Source organism: Brevibacillus sp. HD3.3A, from assembly GCF_013284375.2.
Taxonomy (GTDB): Bacteria; Bacillota; Bacilli; order Brevibacillales; family Brevibacillaceae; genus Brevibacillus; species Brevibacillus parabrevis.
On sequence record NZ_CP085874.1, the window covers coordinates 4,880,377 to 4,899,591 of the forward strand.

General features: G+C 49.2%; 18 protein-coding genes and 2 CRISPR repeat arrays. Of the genes, 4 read left to right on the forward strand and 14 right to left on the reverse strand.

Translation table 11 applies throughout. The features are described from left to right. Nucleotides 1-89 precede the first annotated feature (89 nt). The 14 genes from HP435_RS22685 to HP435_RS22750 form a co-directional block, all read right to left on the reverse strand. Nucleotides 90-491: a hypothetical protein gene (locus HP435_RS22685; RefSeq protein WP_122964616.1), complete on the reverse strand. Its 402-nt coding sequence runs from the start codon at nucleotides 489-491 to the stop codon at nucleotides 90-92. Nucleotides 492-518: 27 nt separating this feature from the next. After that, nucleotides 519-950 carry a hypothetical protein gene (locus HP435_RS22690; protein WP_063229941.1) on the reverse strand — a complete coding sequence of 144 codons (432 nt, stop codon included), beginning with the start codon at nucleotides 948-950 and terminating at the stop codon, nucleotides 519-521. A 377-nt stretch (nucleotides 951-1,327) separates the two neighbouring features. After that, a CRISPR array of direct repeats spans nucleotides 1,328-2,179; the repeat unit is 37 nt; unit sequence GTTTCAGTCCCCTAGCTTCTCGGGTCTTCGATGTAAC. Between the two features lie 822 nt (nucleotides 2,180-3,001). Continuing rightward, a CRISPR array of direct repeats spans nucleotides 3,002-4,433; the repeat unit is 23 nt; unit sequence ACTTCTCGGGTCTCCAATGTAAC. Between the two features lie 441 nt (nucleotides 4,434-4,874). Next, nucleotides 4,875-5,060, reverse strand: coding sequence for a hypothetical protein (locus HP435_RS22695; protein ID WP_173599248.1), 186 nt, complete (start codon nucleotides 5,058-5,060; stop codon nucleotides 4,875-4,877). A 125-nt stretch (nucleotides 5,061-5,185) separates the two neighbouring features. Beyond that, nucleotides 5,186-7,246 carry a penicillin-binding transpeptidase domain-containing protein gene (locus HP435_RS22700; RefSeq protein WP_173599249.1) on the reverse strand — a complete coding sequence of 687 codons (2,061 nt, stop codon included), beginning with the start codon at nucleotides 7,244-7,246 and terminating at the stop codon, nucleotides 5,186-5,188. 168 nt (nucleotides 7,247-7,414) lie between these two features. Beyond that, nucleotides 7,415-8,107 carry an FHA domain-containing protein gene (locus HP435_RS22705; RefSeq protein WP_173599250.1) on the reverse strand — a complete coding sequence of 231 codons (693 nt, stop codon included), beginning with the start codon at nucleotides 8,105-8,107 and terminating at the stop codon, nucleotides 7,415-7,417. Nucleotides 8,108-8,292: 185 nt separating this feature from the next. Then, nucleotides 8,293-9,420, reverse strand: coding sequence for an amidase domain-containing protein (locus HP435_RS22710; RefSeq protein ID WP_173599251.1), 1,128 nt, complete (start codon nucleotides 9,418-9,420; stop codon nucleotides 8,293-8,295). Nucleotides 9,421-9,519: 99 nt separating this feature from the next. After that, a complete protein-coding gene (locus tag HP435_RS22715; RefSeq protein WP_173599252.1) occupies nucleotides 9,520-9,861 on the reverse strand; it encodes a hypothetical protein in 342 nt (113 codons plus the stop codon). A 435-nt stretch (nucleotides 9,862-10,296) separates the two neighbouring features. After that, the gene (locus HP435_RS22720) at nucleotides 10,297-10,626 is read right to left on the reverse strand and encodes a cupin domain-containing protein (RefSeq protein ID WP_122964612.1); all 330 of its coding nucleotides are present in this window, start codon (nucleotides 10,624-10,626) and stop codon (nucleotides 10,297-10,299) included. A gap of 116 nt (nucleotides 10,627-10,742) precedes the next feature. Beyond that, nucleotides 10,743-11,042 carry a DUF2277 domain-containing protein gene (locus HP435_RS22725; protein WP_122964750.1) on the reverse strand — a complete coding sequence of 100 codons (300 nt, stop codon included), beginning with the start codon at nucleotides 11,040-11,042 and terminating at the stop codon, nucleotides 10,743-10,745. 127 nt (nucleotides 11,043-11,169) lie between these two features. After that, entirely contained in the window at nucleotides 11,170-12,147 is a 978-nt protein-coding gene (locus HP435_RS22730; RefSeq protein ID WP_173599253.1) for an ABC transporter substrate-binding protein, read from the reverse strand. A 154-nt stretch (nucleotides 12,148-12,301) separates the two neighbouring features. After that, a complete protein-coding gene (locus HP435_RS22735) occupies nucleotides 12,302-13,291 on the reverse strand; it encodes a helix-turn-helix transcriptional regulator (RefSeq protein ID WP_173599254.1) in 990 nt (329 codons plus the stop codon). A gap of 115 nt (nucleotides 13,292-13,406) precedes the next feature. Beyond that, a complete protein-coding gene (locus HP435_RS22740; protein ID WP_173599255.1) occupies nucleotides 13,407-14,300 on the reverse strand; it encodes an AEC family transporter in 894 nt (297 codons plus the stop codon). Nucleotides 14,301-14,412: 112 nt separating this feature from the next. Further along, nucleotides 14,413-15,378 (reverse strand): carbohydrate kinase family protein, encoded by a 966-nt coding sequence (locus HP435_RS22745; RefSeq protein WP_173599256.1) that lies wholly within the window; start codon nucleotides 15,376-15,378, stop codon nucleotides 14,413-14,415. 51 nt (nucleotides 15,379-15,429) lie between these two features. Further along, entirely contained in the window at nucleotides 15,430-16,437 is a 1,008-nt protein-coding gene (locus HP435_RS22750) for a D-cysteate sulfo-lyase (protein ID WP_173599257.1), read from the reverse strand. A 171-nt stretch (nucleotides 16,438-16,608) separates the two neighbouring features. On the opposite strand from HP435_RS22750, the gene HP435_RS29300 reads away from it, so the two are divergent. From HP435_RS29300 to HP435_RS22765, 4 genes are all read left to right on the forward strand, one after another. Continuing rightward, a complete protein-coding gene (locus HP435_RS29300) occupies nucleotides 16,609-16,701 on the forward strand; it encodes a DUF2569 family protein (protein WP_173599258.1) in 93 nt (30 codons plus the stop codon). A 35-nt stretch (nucleotides 16,702-16,736) separates the two neighbouring features. Continuing rightward, a complete protein-coding gene (locus HP435_RS22755; protein WP_173599259.1) occupies nucleotides 16,737-16,964 on the forward strand; it encodes a hypothetical protein in 228 nt (75 codons plus the stop codon). Between the two features lie 96 nt (nucleotides 16,965-17,060). After that, nucleotides 17,061-17,426: an HsmA family protein gene (locus tag HP435_RS22760; RefSeq protein WP_122964604.1), complete on the forward strand. Its 366-nt coding sequence runs from the start codon at nucleotides 17,061-17,063 to the stop codon at nucleotides 17,424-17,426. Between the two features lie 183 nt (nucleotides 17,427-17,609). Further along, nucleotides 17,610-19,184: a sensor domain-containing diguanylate cyclase gene (locus HP435_RS22765; RefSeq protein WP_122964602.1), complete on the forward strand. Its 1,575-nt coding sequence runs from the start codon at nucleotides 17,610-17,612 to the stop codon at nucleotides 19,182-19,184. The last annotated feature ends 31 nt before the right edge of the window (nucleotides 19,185-19,215 follow it).

Sequence of the window (19,215 nt, forward strand, 5' to 3'; positions counted from 1 at the left end):
TGCTTGCATTTGCATAACCGATAACGGAAAACGCTAAAGCTAATGCAATTCAACCGATTTTTTCATGGTAATATCTCCTTTTCACTATATTAAGGCATCCAAATCGCATCATCGTATGAGTGATTTTCTTCTGTCAATTTATCTTCCTTTTTTGCATACTCTTCATGAAAGCTGCTTATTTCCCAATACCCTTTCTTCGTAGGATTAACTACTTTCCTTTCTCCTGTTTGTTTGACCTTATATGAATTATAATTGGTTGCTCTTTCTGTCTCACCTTGCTTCTTTGCATTGAAATAGATAGTAGACTGCACCGTAATTTTTGCACACTTGACATCAGATTCAGTGATAGCGGTAAATCCCGCCGTATGTTTTGTAGATGTTTCAGACGCTATATAAACGTCCGATGAAAATTCTGTCATTTCAGCATAAACTGTAGCTGCTGAGAACACAGTAAATGCCAGCAATCCTATAGATAGAATACTTTTAACCATACTCTCCCCCATAGCTATGCATCATCTTTACTTTACGTTAAATTCCTGTTCTTCATAATTAATACCGCTATCTGTTGTCCCATCGGTATAGTAAACATCCCCGCTGGCGGCTACCTCCCATATCGCTTTTCCATATTCCTCCTGATTACTAATCTTTGCTTTCAAAGATTTAACATAGGAATCTTCTGTTGTTTTTGAGGAAACTTTCTTCCCGTTTCTAGTAATAATGGCAAAGGAAATGATTTGCTTAATATCACTAGATTTTACTCTAGAGGAGATATCACGCGTAATACCATACGAAGATATTACATAATGTTTTTCTCCCCCTGCCGTAGACAGATTTCCACTGATTGACGCTTCTGATTGTGCTATCCCCATCGGAGTAGCTGCGAATGCAGTAGTGATTGTCGCCAGAACAACGCAAGAAGTAATAAAACTTGCTACAAGCTTTCTATTCAACAATACCCCTCGCTAAAAATATTTTGAAATTTTTTGCATATTAATCTTTAATTTTTCTATTTTCAACATTTTTTTCCATTTATGTTTAAGGCTTCATTAGTAAGACGATGTAGCTTGTATTTTGTTACAATCCCCACAAAAAAACTGCACACAACCGTCCATATTGAAAACGGTTTATGTGCAGCAAGTCTCTCGTGCAGCTTTTTTCGCGTCTTTTATAAGTTTTTCCATCTTTTCCATCAAATCTACTTTCTCTAGCATCTTTTGTTGTCGGAGCATCGCGAGCAGGCAAGGCCAGCTTAGTTACAGTCTTCTGTTTTTTCGGATTTGTAATATAACGAGATAACCAAATACGAACAAAAATGCAAGAGCCTTAGTTTCAATTCCGCTTGCTTTTCGGGTCTTCGATGTAACGAGATCCTGGAAAAAATGAAGCGTTATCCAGGCGATGAGTTTCAGTCCCCTAACTTTTCGGGTCTTCAATGTAACTTCTTGCCGTGGGTACGTCAGCCAGTCAGAAATGTGGGGTTTCAGTCCCCTAGCTTCTCGGGTCTTCGATGTAACTGAATTTTCTGTTAATGTCGATCGACACGGTGGAGCAGGTTTCAGTCCCCTAGCTTCTCGGGTCTTCGATGTAACTGCACACCTATGACATGCAGATTCGCAAAACGACGGAGTTTCAGTCCCCTAGCTTCTCGGGTCTTCGATGTAACTGCGTATCAATGGATGGTTGAAGCCATCAATGTTCTAGTTTCAGTCCCCTAGCTTCTCGGGTCTTCGATGTAACGTCATCAACAATCAATTCGACATTATCGCAATTGTTGTTTCAGTCCCCTAGCTTCTCGGGTCTTCGATGTAACGTTTCCAAGCGCAAGTCGATTGTATTGGATGATTTCGGTTTCAGTCCCCTAGCTTCTCGGGTCTTCGATGTAACTGCTCATGCTTCCGGCTCTTGCGATGGTTTCATATGAGTTTCAGTCCCCTAGCTTCTCGGGTCTTCGATGTAACCCTTCGTTCCTCCCTCCCTTGTAATCTCCAATCACAAGTTTCAGTCCCCTAGCTTCTCGGGTCTTCGATGTAACCCTCGGTAACGCCTTCGGAACGCTCTTTTCTTACCTGTTTCAGTCCCCTAGCTTCTCGGGTCTTCGATGTAACCTGTCGTGGTCTGCGTAATTGTCAAAGGTGAAGTATAGTTTCAGTCCCCTAGCTTCTCGGGTCTTCGATGTAACCGACTTTGACTACCATACTTAATCCTAGTCACAGCAAGGCTTTCCCCATACTCAATACTAGCAAGAAACCGCTCTTTTTTCGAGGATTCATTTCTTGTCAAAACTCACGCCCTATCCTCGAAAATCATTGTACGCATCTTGTTCATTTATTTTTTCCCCGCTAAAGGGTAAGCATTCGCTCTCATACTTATTGTAAAACATTATCCCACATCTCATCTATCCATTCCTTTAGCACCAAAAAGACTTTTTCATCCACTAACATAAAATAACGACTTCAACCGCCACTCGAACGCTTCAAAATTCCCATGGAGAGTAGTCCAATTTACTGTTTAAGCTTTCAGAACGTAACATAATGTGAAATCGTCTTTCATACTGCTCTCTTTTTCTATTTTCATCAGGGCGTTATTTCATTTTGACAAATATACGGGGGGATGTTCGTTTCAGTTTTTTCGTTGAGTCGGAAAATGAAGTGCCTTTCTGACAAAGAATGGGCGTTAACCTTGAGCTTTGCTTTATCGACCAAGTGGAATCTTTTTGAAGTGTCTTACTTCTCAACAACGCCGCTGGAAATGCTGTCCTGCTTCGCAATCATCAAGGTGTGTGAACGTAAATTGATACAAGCCTGCTAACTAGCAGTCCCTTTTCACATGCATCGACAACTAGGTTCCTCATCTTTGCTGTTCCATTCAGAAACTTCTGATAAGCATAGCCCACACTTTACTCTGGCTTTCATGATGTGCGTGGCGGGAGCCGCACCATTTGGATCTGTAATGTAACTAGGAAGATGGGGACGGTGCAGGAGAACCAGGTTTTCAGTTCCTTGCTTTTCGGGTCTTCAATGTAACTGCAGAAGTAAACGGGTGTCTTGTGGAGATCACACACGTTTCAGTCCCCTAACTTTTCGGGTCTTCAATGTAACCCTGGATGTCTTTCTCAACACAGATGAGTTTGCAGACGGTTTCAGTCCCCTGACTTCTCGGGTCTCCAATGTAACCCAAAAATCCGTTACGACAACATTGGCATTGCGCAGCGTTTCAGTCCCCTGACTTCTCGGGTCTCCAATGTAACCCCGAGCCGACCGGGGCTATTTTTATTGCCCGCCGGTTTCAGTCCCCTGACTTCTCGGGTCTCCAATGTAACTTTGGGAGGAGTACAAAAAAACAGCCAAACTGGTGTCCTGTTTCAGTCCCCTGACTTCTCGGGTCTCCAATGTAACTCGCGGGGCTGTGGCCGGCTTTTCGGATCCATGTGCGGTTTCAGTCCCCTGACTTCTCGGGTCTCCAATGTAACCGCGAGCAGGGGAAACGAGTCCTGGTTGACTTACCCTGTTTCAGTCCCCTGACTTCTCGGGTCTCCAATGTAACGGATGTATGGCTTGCCAACATCTTCTTCATACAAACTAGTTTCAGTCCCCTAACTTCTCGGGTCTCCAATGTAACGGTTCCGGTTCTCATCGAGTGCCATCGCCATGATCCGTTTCAGTCCCCTAACTTCTCGGGTCTCCAATGTAACGCTTGAGACAACCCTTCCGAAATAAAGCCTGATTCCATGTTTCAGTCCCCTAACTTCTCGGGTCTCCAATGTAACGCCACACCTACGCATTTTTGCTTTCGCAGTTCACCCAGTTTCAGTCCCCTAACTTCTCGGGTCTCCAATGTAACCCGATTGGCTGGACCGATTTAGATGGCCTGCAGCAATGTTTCAGTCCCCTAACTTCTCGGGTCTCCAATGTAACGACCAGCATCGAGAGGGAGCAGGCTGTGCAGCGACGGGGTTTCAGTCCCCTAACTTCTCGGGTCTCCAATGTAACGCGTGTGGGATGAGGGGCAAACACAATTCGATAGTCGTTTCAGTCCCCTAACTTCTCGGGTCTCCAATGTAACAACGGCAACGGAACGCGTGATTATCGGCAAATACAGGGGTTTCAGTCCCCTAACTTCTCGGGTCTCCAATGTAACGGCCCAGTATATCGAACAGTCGGATCAGAGCCGTCCAGTTTCAGTCCCCTAACTTCTCGGGTCTCCAATGTAACGCTGTTCTCCCAGGTAGTACCACAAGCTACCTAGATAAGTTTCAGTCCCCTAACTTCTCGGGTCTCCAATGTAACAAGCAATCAACATCGATTTTGATAACCTGCAATTCTGGTTTCAGTCCCCTAACTTCTCGGGTCTCCAATGTAACAACGAGAAGTCTTTCTCATAATAATACCATAAAATTGTTTCAGTCCCCTAACTTCTCGGGTCTCCAATGTAACCGACTTTGACTACCATGCTTAACCTCAATAACGCCAAGGCTTTCCTCATACTCACTGCCAACAAGAACCCGCTCTTTTTTCGAGGATTCACTTCTCGTCAAAAATCACGCCCTATCCTCGAAAATCGGCTGTACGCATCTTGTTCATTTCTTTTTCCTCGCTACAGGGTAACCATTCGCCCTCATACTTATAATAAAACATTATCCCCCATCCCATCTATCCATTTCTTTACACGATCCAGCACCCAAACAACTTTTCATCCACAAACGCAAATATCTTTCAACCGCCACTTCCTTCATCCAACTCCCCAAACAAATCACTCTCCTTTAATACGGCAAGTCCGCTCCCGTACAAATCCCCCCTGCGTGAACAGACCACTTCATTCCATTCCGCTACAATCCCACAAAAAAACTGCACACAACCGTCCATACTGAAAACGGCTCATGTGCAGCAAGTCCCTCGCTCAGTTGCACTCGCGTTCCCTACGAGTTTCTCCAGCTTTTCCACCAGCTCCACGCTTGCGGCTTTCTCCAACGCCTTTTGCTGTCGGAACACCGCGAGCGCGGCAAACAAAAACCCGCTTTCTGCACGGACGGCTCCGTGACGATTCCCCAAGCAGCCGTACATGCCGCCAATCTCATCTGCTTTTCACCCTCTACTCGCCTGCTCATTGCTCCCACCGCTCCTCTGTCCTTTTCTCTCTGCTTCTATCCTAGCGAAACTAGCGAAACGAAACGCTTGCTCTATGCTGCTTACGCCCCCACGCCCTGCAACAGCTTGGAAAAAATCCGCTTGATTCGCGCATCGAGCACATGGCTGCCGCCGCGGCCTCTGACGTCCTCGACCATCATCGTGACCAGCAGGCGCGGATCATCCACATTGAACACCGCGTACCAACCGTTTTCCTGTCCTTGCTCGCCCTTTTTTTGCTTCAATTCTGCGGTGCCGGTCTTGCCCGCCATGCGGATGCCCGGCACGCGCGCTCCCCGGCCTGTGCCGCGGGGGTCTTCCATCACCTGCACAAGATCGTCCCTGACGATGGCTGCCACTTGGGGCGGAATCGCTTCACGCTTCCAATACCGCTCTTTTTGCTCGCCCTGAAGCAGCGACGGGTACACGATGTTTCCCTCGTTGACAAAAGCGCTGTACACGAGTGCCAAGTGAAGCGGCGTCATTGTCACCTCGCCCTGCCCATAGCCCGAGTCTGCCAACTGGATCTCGTTTCTCATGCCGTTGTTGGCAAGCCGGGACGGATCGAGCGGATACGGGATCGGCACCGCCTCGTCAAAGCCAAGCTGCTTTCCCTGTGCCACGAACGGCTCCTCCCCGATGGACAGCGCCGCCTTGGCAAAATAAATATTGTCCGAGTAGACGAGTGCTTTTTTCAGGTCGACGGGCGCTCCGTAGTCACTCACCCGCGTCACTTCGTATGCGCCCCAGGAGGCGTCCTTTTGCCAATGCAGTCCTTTGACCGAAACAGTATCGGCTGGCGTAATCGCTCCGGTCGCAAGTCCCATTGCCGCGGTAAGCGGCTTGAAGGTAGACCCTGGCGCAAAGCCGCGGGCAAAGCGATTCAGCAAAGGCTTGCCCGGATCGTCATTGAGCTTTTTCCACTCTTCTGTCGACATGCCGAGCACAAATGCGTTTGGATCATACGATGGCGAGCTGACCAGCGCCAAAACTTCTCCCGTCGCGGGCGAAATCGCTGCGGCTGTCCCAGCATCCTGCTTGAACTCGCTGTAAATCGTTTGCTGGACAGTAGCGTCGATCGTCAGGGCGAGTGGCTGCCCGTTTTTGGCGGGTTGCTCCGCCACGATTTTTTTCACCGTCCCGTCTGCACCGACAATCGCGATCCGGCCGCCTGATTCCCCGCGCAATTGCTGTTCAAAAAGCTGTTCCAGCCCCGCCTTGCCGACGATATCCGAGGTGCGGTAGCCCATGTCTTTGCGCTTTTCGTACTCCTCCTGGCTAATCGCACCCGTGTAGCCGACCAAATGAGCCGCCGCAGCCTGATACGGGTAGTACCTGACCTGCTTTTTCTGCAAAACGATGCTCGCGGTTTGTTGCAAAGTTTGCAAGCGTGCATCATCCTCCGGCAAAGTTGCGATGCGGACAAACGAGCCAGACTTCCCGGCATTGGCACTCACCACACTCATCAGGTTTGCCAGCGGTATTTGCAACAGCTTGCTGACTTGTGTCCTCCCGGCTGGAGGCGTTTTGCTCCATTCATCTGGACGAATCCCGACATCGACCACGATCCGGCTCGTAGCCAGCCTGCGTCCGGCCCGGTCCAATATTTCTCCCCGCTTCGGATACAGCGTGTTGGCGCGCACCTTATCCCCTTCCTGCATCCCGGGAAATAAAAAAGACGGATTCCAATGGATGTACCAATCTTTTTTGTCGTTTTGCGTCTCTTTGATCAAGGTTGCTTTTCCTGTAAACGAAATCGGTTCGACGAATGTGTCCAGCTTGATCCGGTAATGGAAGTTGATTTTCCCATCCTCAGTCGGGACGACATCTCCGTTGTAAAGCGGCTCGACGAGGATCGGTTTGGCTTCGATCCCGCCGTAAATGTTCTCGTATCGTGAAACGAACTCGTCTTTTGTCACCTTTGCCTTTGTATCCAGTGAAAGCTGTTCGTACATATGTGCAAACTGCTGATTTTTCCAATTCGTCGTATAAGCGGTAAACGCCGCCTTCGCCATTTCCCCGTCCGTTTTCGGCCCTTCCTTCCAATAGTCCCAAAAAAGGAAGACAAATCCCGAAAGAATTACGAGAAAGACACTCCAAAAACATATCCAAGCCTTTTTCACCAGTTCCTCACCTTCCCTTTCCCACGATAAACCAGCCGGATTAGAGAATAAATGGAAGAAAACTGATGAAATCATCAGATCACACTCACAAACAAATGATAAGTGTCAGACAATTCAACAGGAAAAAGCGCATGGAAAAAAGGAAGACCACTGGCTCGTCTCCCTTGTTCAATCTTCCCACATATAGCCGAAGCGAGGAATCGTGGTGACCTTTTCCCCGTACTTGCCCAGCCGTTTGCGCAAACGGTACACGAGCGCATTGATTTCGGCGCGTCCCACATCCGGCACGCTATTGTCTGTGTAAATCATTCTTTCCGGCCAGATCGACACCATGATTTCCTCATAGCTGACTGCCTGATTGGCCCGTTGATACAAAAGCATCAGCAAATCCATATCTTTTCCTGTCAAATGAATCCTCGCACCATCCAGGCGAATCTCGCGCCGCTCCAGGTTGATGACCAATCCTGTCGTGGAAACAGTCGAAACCATCGATTGCACCAGCGGAAAAGAAAATTCCCTGGTCACGTCCAACTCACTGCCCTCCGCAAAAAAGACCAGCTCGACGACTCCTTTGGCAAGGCTGATCAGATCGCCGTGAAATAACGGCTGCGGCGCTTGGCGGACGCTCTGCCCGTTGACTTCTGTTCCATGCTTGCTGTCCAGATCGGAAATCGTATAGCGATTGACGATCTTGCGGATCACGGCATGCCGTCTCGACACGTATGGGCTGGAAAAAGCGATGTCAGGCGCAAGTTGGCTCCCTCTCCGTCCAATGGTGTACTCATCCTGACGAAGAAACTGGCGTTTTTGCACAAGCTCCGGATCGCCTTTTTTGATCAGGACATAGACGCCGTCTTCCAACGTTCATCACCTCAAAAAAGAGTTGCAGCTATCCGTATTAATTACATACCAAAATACCGGAAAGTCAACCCTTTTTTCGCCTATAGTACAAAGCCGCAGGGCATGAATAGTATCAACCACTCGCAAACCCGTCTCTTAATCATAGGAGACGGGTTTTTCTATCCAGTTAAAACTAACTCAACCTCTTACTCATGGATATCAATTAATCTGTAATCACACTCATCGTACTTTGAAACAAAATAATCCCAAGCGACATTTTTTCTATTGGAAGAATGATAAGAGACAAGGGGAATATCGTATCGACCATTATTTGTGAGTTTAGTTACGATGGCAGTGTGGTTCCAGTCTCCATCGCTATCGATGTCGTATTGAACTACATCTCCTAGACTAAGCTCACTTGCGTAATCCAAATCTGACCCGAAGATCGTATACGAGTTTGTAGCTACTTCGTAGAAATCATCGACATTAATCCAACTGTTAGAGACGTCCCATCTATCACGATAATACCATTTTTTATAGTTACCTGATGTAGTACCTCTTTCGGGAATCCCACCATAATTCAGTGCTTGAGAGACAAAGTTTGTGCAATCGTTGTTCCAGGTGTAGTAATTAGGATTCGGATTTAAAGCATAATCCAAGGCATAATCAGCAGCTTCCGATCCATCGTAAGAATATGAAGCTAGGGCAGCACCTTCTGGAGCTTCAATCGATAGTTGTTTTTTTGTATTTTGTTTTTTTGTATTTTGTTTTTTCATTTTAGCCTTAAAATCTTTCCCCTTCTTGATTACACCCTCACTATTTAAATCCGTTTCAAGGGTGTCAGAAGACATTTTTACAATTTCAAAATCATTTGACGTTTCATTTGAGTCATTAACAAGGCTATTCTTATTCAATGATGCAGCAGGCTTATTAAGCACCACCTTCACATCATCTGCAAAACCAGACTCAATCGAGTTATTTACAACAAATTCTTGGATCAGGTAAATATGTACCTCATAGTTATCCTTGTTTTCAGTTATACCTTTCATATCATAAGACGTTTCGTAATCCGTTATTGCAAAATTTTGAACATCGTTAATATATCGAAAATAAATGGCTGTTTCATCTGTTTTATCAAACGGTAGACTGCTAAAATCTCCATTATTAATTGCTTCTTCTCTTTTTTTGAGGAAGTTATCAATCGCTTCTCGAAGTCCTGGTGTAATCTGTTTTTCGTTAACTTCTGCTTTTGCAGTGAAAGCTTGAGGTGGAGCAACACTGAATCCTAAACTTAAGGACAATGCGGCAAATACTGCAAATTTTGCTTTTTTCACAAAAACCACTCCCAATTTTCCATTTATTTGAATGAAAAAATCGACTTCATATTACATTTATATGGAAAATATTACAATATTCGTTTTCTAATTAGTAGGCTATTTAGCTGTATAAGTAAATCTCTCTTTGATTACTTTCCATTCCAGATCTTCGTATACAAGAACATATTCATAGTGATTTACGCGATTTTTACCTTCACTTGTAATAACATTTTTATTCACATCGATATAATACTTACCTTCAGCAAATTGGACATTGGTATGATTTTCAGCACCTTCATCTGCCAGTTCATTTAATTGTTTGTTGTGCTTATTGATTAATTCTTTAACTGTAAGAAGCGCGCCCATATTTCCAGGTAAGTCTTTGAATTGAAAAAAAATCGTTAAAGCAATTGAAACGAGAGCAACAGCAATAATCCATTTCCTAGTTTTATTCAACATTCTTCATTCACCTCATTTTCAAGTCCTAATGTATGGGTTTGATCACATCCAAATACCATAATATAATACGTTTTCAACAAATTGGAAGTTACTTACAGACACATATTTCTCAGTAAACATTCTTTTGTAAAATTTTTTTCTATAAAGAGTGAGGGCGGGCGACATTTTGTCTAGGATCGTTTGTTTCATTCAAAAAAAGAATAAAAACTAAAAATTATGAACATGAATGCCAAAAGGGCACCCTGTATAAAGACTACAGCGCACCATAAAGGCTCATATTTAAAAACCAGTTAATATTCGGACTAAAACTATTTTTGCTCCTACTTTCAATGACTACTCAACTCGTATAATCGTAGTTTTTTCGCCGCCGCTTGGTCCCGACAATGACAGCTATCTCGTTCACGCCATCTATCTTTCATGCTTGCTTGCAATCTATCACGAACAACGCTTGAGCGCCGCCAGCTGTTTCGGCTCGATCACCAACAGATGGCAAACTCCGTTGGGCACGAACCATTTGTACGCCGTTCCTTTTGGTATGACGAGCAATTCGCCAGCCTCGATCCAAATATTGCGCTCATGGGACATCAATAGCAATCTTCCGTTTACGACGAGAATCATTTCGTCCTTGTGGTCGTGCTGCTGCCAGGGATATTCTCCCGAAAGCTGCTCCAGCTTGATCGCCGAATCGTTCAGCTCCCCTACGACCGTTGAACGTAAAGACTGTTGTATCCACGAAAATTGTTCTGTCAGATTTATCTTCTCCATGATGGATCTCTCCCCTTTGTCCCCAAGATAATACAAAAGACGAGGAGGGAAAATAGAAACGATCTGATAGAGTTATGATAAACAAAATCACAAAACGATGATAAGCGGCAAAAAATTCAATCAACAGAGTCAGCCGATTGGGATTGGGGCGTGCCGAATCGTTTGGCATTTCTTGCGCGGGCGCGTTCGATTTCCGTCTCGCGGTTGCGCGGCTCTGCGTTTGTCACCAATGAATCGAGCAAAGTCTGGGCGACTGCTGTTACCTCTTTGACCGCCCGCTGAAACGCCTCTTCGTTTGCTTTGGAGGGCGTGTTGAAGCCCGAGAGCTTTCTCACAAACTGCAGCGCGGCTGCCTGAACCTCATCTTCGGTAGCGGGAGGGGAGAAATTGAACAAGGTTTTAATATTTCGGCACATGGCGATCTCCTTTGGCAGAATGTCTTTTTCGCTCATCATACAACATACACAGTGAAGTCGGTCAAGCGCCGCCTATGAAAAAACGGACGCCTGAAAAGCATCCGTTTTTTGCTCGTGCCCGCTTTTGCTATTTTTGGTTCTTTTGCAAAATATCTGCCGCTACCTGCTCGATCATCGCCTTTTTCCCGAGGGCAAAAAACGCTTCGTTGTAGCTCTGTTTTGTAGTGACGCGGTACACCTTGCCGTTTTTCTTCGCCTTCATATTGTTCCAAATCGCGGTATCTTCCAGCACATTGTGCTCGGAATCGGCGAGCAGCACGATATGGTCGGGATTGAGCGTCGACAGTCCCTCCAGGTCCGTCTCCTTGCCTCCCCACGGATCTGGCTCCGGTATTCCCGCCGCTTTCGGCAGCTTCAAGTCGGAGAAAATCATGTCAGCCAGCCCGGTTTTCGCGTAGAGGCGAATCCCTTTTTGCGTCGCTTCGATCACTGCGAACGATTCCTCTTTGGTAGTTGCCACAATCTGATCGTGCAGCTGCTTCGCATGGTCATCGTACGCTTTCAGCCATTCGTCCATCTGCTGTTTTTTCCCGAGCGTATTCGCCACAAAGTCGAACCGCTCGCGAAACGCGTTGAAACCGTAAGGCACGCGCACGGTCGGGGCAATTTTGTTCAACTGCTCGTAAATTTTTTCCTGGGCCGGACCCACGAGAATCAGATCGGGATTGGCTGCGACGATCGCCTCGACACTTACCTCATTTTGAAACCAGCCCGCCACGGTCACGTCTTTTCCCAGCTCTTTTTGCAAAATCGGCGTCAAATCCATCGGGCTTTCATACTGGCTGTTCGCGGTCAGCACGGGACGAATGCCGAGCGCCAACAGCTCCTCAGTCGATCCAGATACGTCCGCGATTCTTTGCGGATTGGCCGGGATGGTTACTTCGCCTGCTGCATCCTTGACTGTCCGCGTTTCTGCTGTTTGCGCAGCCGGCTTGTCTGCTGGCGCTTGTCCGCCTGCACTGTTGTCAGCAGCTTGACTGCATCCCCCTACAAGTAACGCCAAACCGAGCAATCCCGCGATCCAGCCGTGCTTTCTTTTTGCCATACCTTCCGTCAGCCTCCATCATCTGTGATAATAATTCTCAACAACTACGCTTGATCGTACCTTTGCCAGCTGTTTGCAACTACCGGACGAGGGCGAAAACTACGGTTGGCGGGATAATAGAAAAAAGCGAGAGACATCGCTCCCGCTTTTTTCGCTACAAAATATACCTGCCCCGCTTCACATCGGACGGATTCATTCCGTACTGTTTGCGGAACGCTTCGGAAAAGTGACTGAAGTTGGAAAAGCCGACCGACAACGCTACCTGGCTGACATTCATCTCGCCCAAGCGCAGCAGTTCCAGCGCTTTTTCCAGGCGCTTTTCCCGCAAGTACGCGAAGACGCTCGTGCCAAACTCCTCTTTGAAGCCGATTTTCAGCTTGTATTCGTTCAACTGCGCCATGCGTGCCAGCTCGATCAAGGAAGGCGGCGCCTCCATATTCGCCAGCAAAATTTCTCTGGCGCTATGAATTTTTTCCCGATCGCTGCGGGACAAAAAGGGTCGGGTGACTTCCGCCTCTCGCTCAAACAGCAGCATGTCGAAGGCGTGCGCAGCGATTTCCAGCGTCTTGCCTTCCGCATGAAGCCGCCGCAATCTGGGCTGAGACGCAGGCGGCGCGATCAGCTGCTGGAGCCGCATCATCAAATCTGGCCGAAGCGGCATGCGGAACATGCGAAAAGGACGGTTGCCCAACAAGCTTTCAAACGTATACGGCGTTCCTTCGTCGATTTGCGCAAGCCATTCGTTGAACAGCTCGACGGAAATCCCGATCGCTACCGAACGAAACGGCGCTTGGGCCATATAGCAAAAGTCGGCTTGAAAATCCCGCATTAATTGCAGCGAGCAGCTGTCCGGAACGAGATCGTGCTGGGAACCGCCCGAAACCGCTACCTCCCCCGTTCCTTGCAAGCAAAAGCTCAGCTCCACCATGGCGGCTTCCGAGCGAAAACGCATGGCGTGATCATCCTGAAAACGATGGAAGGAATCGACAATCTCCAGTCCAGGACGAGGCATCATTCTGTTGATGTATCCGTTCCAACCGGACAAGTCATCCCCCGCCATCTCCGTCCCGATGTCATCAAGCCGAATGTTCGGCAGCGCGTCAATATAACTGTCGTAGATGGAATGAATGGATGTGGCATGCATGGCAATCTCCCGGTTTTGATTTTGTTGAAAACGATTCTTGTTCTCATCATATAGAAAAAAGCAATGCCTTGGCAACCTTTTCGGTGTGGCGCGATTGCCTCGGCAGTTGAATCGGCTAGTGCAGCAGATTCAGCAAGATCGTCAGCGTCCCTACACTGAACACGGTCGTGACCAGGACACTGCTGGAAACAAATTGCGGACGCATGTTGAACTGGATCGCGTAAATCGCTGTCGTCGCAGCAGACGGCATCGCTGCGAGTATGACCAGCACTTTTTGCAGCAAAGGATCAATCGGGAAAAACAGACAGATCACGTAAGCGAGCACAGGCGAAGCGACCAGCCGAATGACACTGGCGGCGCTCAATCCTTGCCACTCCAAAGCTTTGGACGATACGTTGGCAAGCTGCATCCCGAGAATCAGCATGACGACCGGAATCGCTGCCTGCGCCACGAGATCAATCGCCTGATAGTAGCCCGCTGGAATCACGACATTGCCTTGTTGCAGCAAAATCGCCAGCACAACCGCGTAGTTGGAAGGCTGCTTGAAAATCGCCCGAATCGCCGTGCCCGCGCCACCCCCGCCCCGCGAAGCGAAGTAGACGCCGAATACCCCCATGATGATCGAATGAAAAACCATGATTTGGACCGCATACGTAAACCCGGCCTCCCCGTAAGCAAACAAAATGATCGGAGTCCCGTAGTTCCCGCTGTTCATGAAGGCGGTGGAAAGCATCAGGGCGCTCTCCTGCGCTTTGTCGTAGCGAAACAGGCGAGCCGTAAGCTGGGTGAGCACGATCAGCGCTCCGAGCAGCAACAGCGAGATGACGACGATGTAAAACAATTGCAGATCAAGCTCGGTCTTGTAAAACGTGCGAAAGACAAGCGCCGTGGTCAACACGTAGATCGCCAGCGACGAAATCGGCTTCAAATCCATTCGGAACTTGCGCTGAAGAATGTAGCCCGACAAAAAGATCAGCAAGACAGGCAAGATCACTTCGAGAAAAATCATGGTTCATACCCACTTCTTCCATAGAAATGCGAAATTACGAATAGTATATCAAATCGCTCGCCAAAAAAGCCGATTCCCCGTTATTTTCTGACAGAGAATCGGCTGAACCGTGCTATATGCGATTTTCTGCCACAAACCGCTCGACATCAGCCAGCGCTGGCAGCGCCGGAATCGCGCCCGTCCGCGTGGTGGTGAGCGCTCCTGCCGCATTGGCGAAGCGAACCATACGTGTCAGCGTGTCATTGTCCATGGAGCGAAGCGACTGCTTGGCTTCCAGCACCTGATAAAGCAAGCCCCCCAAAAACGCGTCTCCTGCCCCGGTCGTATCGACCGCATCGACCGCGTAGCCTGGAACCATCCCCTGCTCTTTTTCCGTTCGGAAGTAACAGCCCGCTTTGCCGCGAGTGACGAAGATCGCCTGATTGCGGCAAGTTTCCATCAGCCACTCTGTCGCCTCTGCCAAACCGCTTGCCGGAGCGAGCAGCTCCAGCTCCTCTTCCGACAGCTTGACGATGTCCGCTTGTCTGATCCCGTGCAGCGCCATTGCCTTCGCCTGTTCCATGTCCGGCCACAAGCTTTCGCGAATGTTTGGATCAAACGATACGAGCAGCTTGTGTCTTTTCGCTATATCTACAGCCTTCCAGGTTGCGCTGCGCGCTGGTTCATGGGTCAAAGACAAGGAGCCGAAATGAAACAGCCTTGCTTGCGCGATCATTTCCTCATCTATGTCCGCCTCGCGAAGCTGCGTATCTGCTCCGGGGTTGCGGGCAAACGAAAACGAGCGCTCGCCACTCGCGTCGATGTGTACAAAGGCGAGCGTGGTCAAGGCAGCATCCGTCAGGACAAGCCCGTCAGTCCCGATCTCCAGGTCCATCAGCGTCTGCTTCAGAAAGCGGCCGAACGCATCGTTTCCGACTGCGCCGAGAAAAGCTGTCTTTTTATGAAACCGCGACAAAGCAGCAAGCACATTTGCCACTGCTCCGCCCGGATTTTGTTCATACGCCATTTTCCCCGGTTCGGGATGGGGCATCGGCGTGAAATCAATCAAAAGCTCGCCGCAGGCAACAACATCAAGCATTTATCTGTCTCCTTTTCGTCTCTCGTCTCGCAAGCAGCTGCAAGTACACCGTCATCCCTGCTTGGGCAAAAACAGCTCGGACGCCGTGTAAAGTGCCGGAGCGCCACCCGTGTGCAGAAAAAGCACATGGTCATCTTGCGAAAAGCGCCCTTCGCGAATCAGCCCGATCAACCCCGCCATCGCTTTGCCTGTGTAAACCGGGTCGAGCAAAATTCCTTCTGTGCGGGCGACGAGCTGCACGGCTTCGACCATTTCCTCTGTCGGAATCGCATAGCCTGGCCCGACAAAGCGATCTTCGCACTGCACCACATCTGCCTGGATCGTCGCTTGCAGACCGACCTCGGCGGCGGTGCGCGCAAGCAGCTCCTGTACTTTCGCTTCCTGGGCGGCGCGGTCGCGGCTGACATTGACGCCAATCACTTTGGCAGACGATTGTCTCGCCAAAAACCCGGCGATCAGACCCGCTTGCGTCCCGCCACTGCCTGTTGCCGTCACCACGTAATCAAACGGAGTGCAGCTCTCCCACGCTTGCTGCTCGATTTCCTCTGCGCACGCCATGTAGCCAAGCGAGCCGATCTCGTTGGAGCCGCCAACCGGAATCAGGTACGGCTTCCTGCCTGCTTCTCGCAGACTGTCCGCCAGCTTTTCCATCGCCGCAAGCATATCGCCGTCTGCGGGAATGACCTCGATCTGTTTGGCGCCAAGCAAATGAAACAACAGATGGTTCCCGCCCGCCTGCGGATTGTAGTCGCCTGTCTCGGGCGCCGACAAAACGAGCTGGCAACGCAGCCCTTCGCGAACCGCCGCAGCCAGTGTCAGACGGCAATGATTCGATTGGACAGCGCCGCACGTAATCAGTGTATCTGCGCCTTGCCGGATCGCGTCGGCAACCAAATACTCCAGCTTTCGCGTCTTGTTGCCACCAGCCGTCAAGCCGAGCAAGTCGTCGCGCTTGATGGAAATGTGCGGGCCGCCCAGCACCTGCGACAGCCTCTCCAGACGCTCGATCGGCGTCGGACCTTGCGTATATTTTCTGCGTTCATAGCGAATCGGCTTCATTTTATTGCCTCCTTCAAGCCTGTTTGCGTATGAATACGATCTGGCTACCGCCGATTCCTCCCTTGCCTGGCGAGTTTCCCGATTCCCGGTTGCTTTTTCCATTGACGAAGAAGGCGCGATCCATTACCATGATCTAGTCATTTTTATGAAATTCATCCAATTTTAGCGAAGGTGTTTTTCGATGCACGCAACGGCATTTTTGTCATGATCTGGATACCGTACTTCCGCCTGTCCAAACGGGTAAAAAACACGTTTGTTCGCTAGACGCAATCAAACAAACCGGAAAGGAGGGCTTCCTTTTGCCAAAATGGCTGTTTCTGCTTTTTGCCAGCTACCTGTTTTACAGTCTGCCTGCCATGCTCGGCTTCGGCGTAGCCATCCAATTCGCGCCGGGAGCCACTCCGCTTGAAATGGCATCAGCCTACGTCTACGACGGAATGGTCGCTGACTTTTGGCCAAAGCTGTGGAAGGCGGCTCTTACCACCCTGATTATATGGCTGCTCCTGCGAAAAAAGCGCCAGGCGTAAATCGGCATAATCCCCTCGTTGTTCATCTTCCGTTCATCTTCTTTTCCTACACTCAACCGTGTAGACAATCAAGAAGCGAATGGGAGATGATTTTTTATGCTAGTATGGGCTGTCATTTTCATCAATTTGGCGCTCGCCTCGTATACAATCGGAGTCTGGTCGGAGCACCGTGCCAAGGAGCTTGCCTGGAAGCACTTCGTCTTTTTTGGCCTGGGGCTTGTCTTCGATACAGTCGGAACGGCTTTCATGAAGCTGCTCGCCGACGGCAATTCGCTGAATTTGCACGGGATTACCGGGCTGGTCGCGCTGATCCTGATGTTTTTGCACACCGCCTGGGCCGGCTTCGTCCTCTGGAAAAAGCAAGACCGCCAACGCAAGCAGTTCCACAAATTCAGCCTGTTTGTATGGGTGCTCTGGCTGGTCCCTTATTCCATCGGTGTCGCTTTAAGCTTTACACGCTAACCAATCAAATACTTGCCAAACAGGTTGTCTTCGGATAACCTGTTTTTGTTTTCCGAAAATCTCTCCCCCATCGCCACACGCTCCCTCCAGGCTGTCTTTTTGCCGTCCGAGAGATTAGACTTCGCGAATTGCGGGTAAAGATTTACAGCAAGAGCTTTCAGAAACAGAAAAAAGGAGTTTGGCATGGGGAAAAGAAGAACCTATACGCTTCGCTTTATTATGGAAATGCTCGTTGTGTTTTCTGTCCTCGCGACAATTTTGATTGAGGTCATTTCTTCTCTTCATGTCAATCGCACCTCGCTCTCCACCAACTACCTGGAAAACAACTACCAGTACGCGAAGAAGCTGGCGAGAAACACAGCAGACATATTGACCGTCCTGCAAAACAACGTCGACACGATTGCCAGACAAGCTGGCGAGAAGCCGCTCGTAGAGAAAGACTTGGACGACTGGTATGCGGCCAACAGACAAAATTTTCATTCCTTGTTCATCACAGACGCTGAAGGTCACATCCAGAAAGTCAGCCCGCTGAAATCCGGCGTTGCCCTCGGAACGTTGCTGACCTCGCATGCTGTGAGACTGGCGTTGATCCAAAAGAAACCGCTGATCTCCGAGCCTTACCGTGCGGTGTCCGGCCGGCTGATTTTGATGATTTCTTCGCCGATTTTTGACAAACAGGGAGTGTACCAAGGCTTTGCGGGCGGAACGATTTATTTGGAAGAATCGAATGTGCTCAACCGGACCTTGAAGGAACACTTTTATGGGGACGGTTCCTACGTATATGTGGTCGATCAGCAAGGGAGGCTCATTTTCCACCCCGAAACAAAGCGCCTCGGAGAAACCGTGCTATTGAATCCCGCCATCCAGCAAGCTCTCGCGGGCAAAAGCGGCTACCAGCAAATCGTCAACAGCAAGGGCAAATCGTATTTTGCCGGATATACGACCGAAAGCGTCAGCGGCTGGATTATCGTCTCCCAGACGCCGACCTCTGTCATTGACGAGTCGAATCACAAGCTGCTCCACAATCTGTTGATGACTTCCTTGCCTTTTTTGCTGCTCACGCTTGGCATCGTCTGGTTGATTGCCAAAAACATCAATACCGCGCTGTCCAAATTAACCCACATTTCCGATGAGTCTGGCGGAATGGACTGTCCTGCCGAGCTTACGACCACCTCCAAAATTTACGAGGTGCAAAAGCTGTACCAAAGCACGCGGCTGGCACTTCGCCAGATGAACCGCAAGCTGCGGCAGCTGCAATCCGAAGTGGAGAAGGACGGATTGACCGGACTTGCCAATCGCAAAACGTTCGATGCCTGCTTGCAAGATGCTTTGCGCAGCGAAATTCCGTTTTCCCTCATTCTGCTCGACGTCGATCGGTTCAAAAGGATCAATGATGCTTTCGGCCATGTCACAGGTGACGAGGTTTTGAAACAAGTCGCGCAAACGATGCTGGATACGACGCGCGAAGACGACTTCTGTTTCCGCTACGGAGGGGAAGAGTTCGGCATTTTGCTGCAAGGAGATCGGCATCTGTTTGCCTATCAAATCGCCGAGCGGCTGCGGCAAATGATTGAAGCGCTCGACAATCCGACGGGACATCCGGTGACGATCTCCCTAGGAATTGCCAGCTATCCGCTGCACGGTACGGAAGCGCTCGACATCATCACCTGCGCGGATCAGGCGCTGTATCAATCCAAAGCGGCCGGGCGAAATCAGACGACGAGCTTTCGGCTCGGCATCGAATCGCTTCAACCGTAGACGCGAACGAGCAGCACGGTCACATCCCATT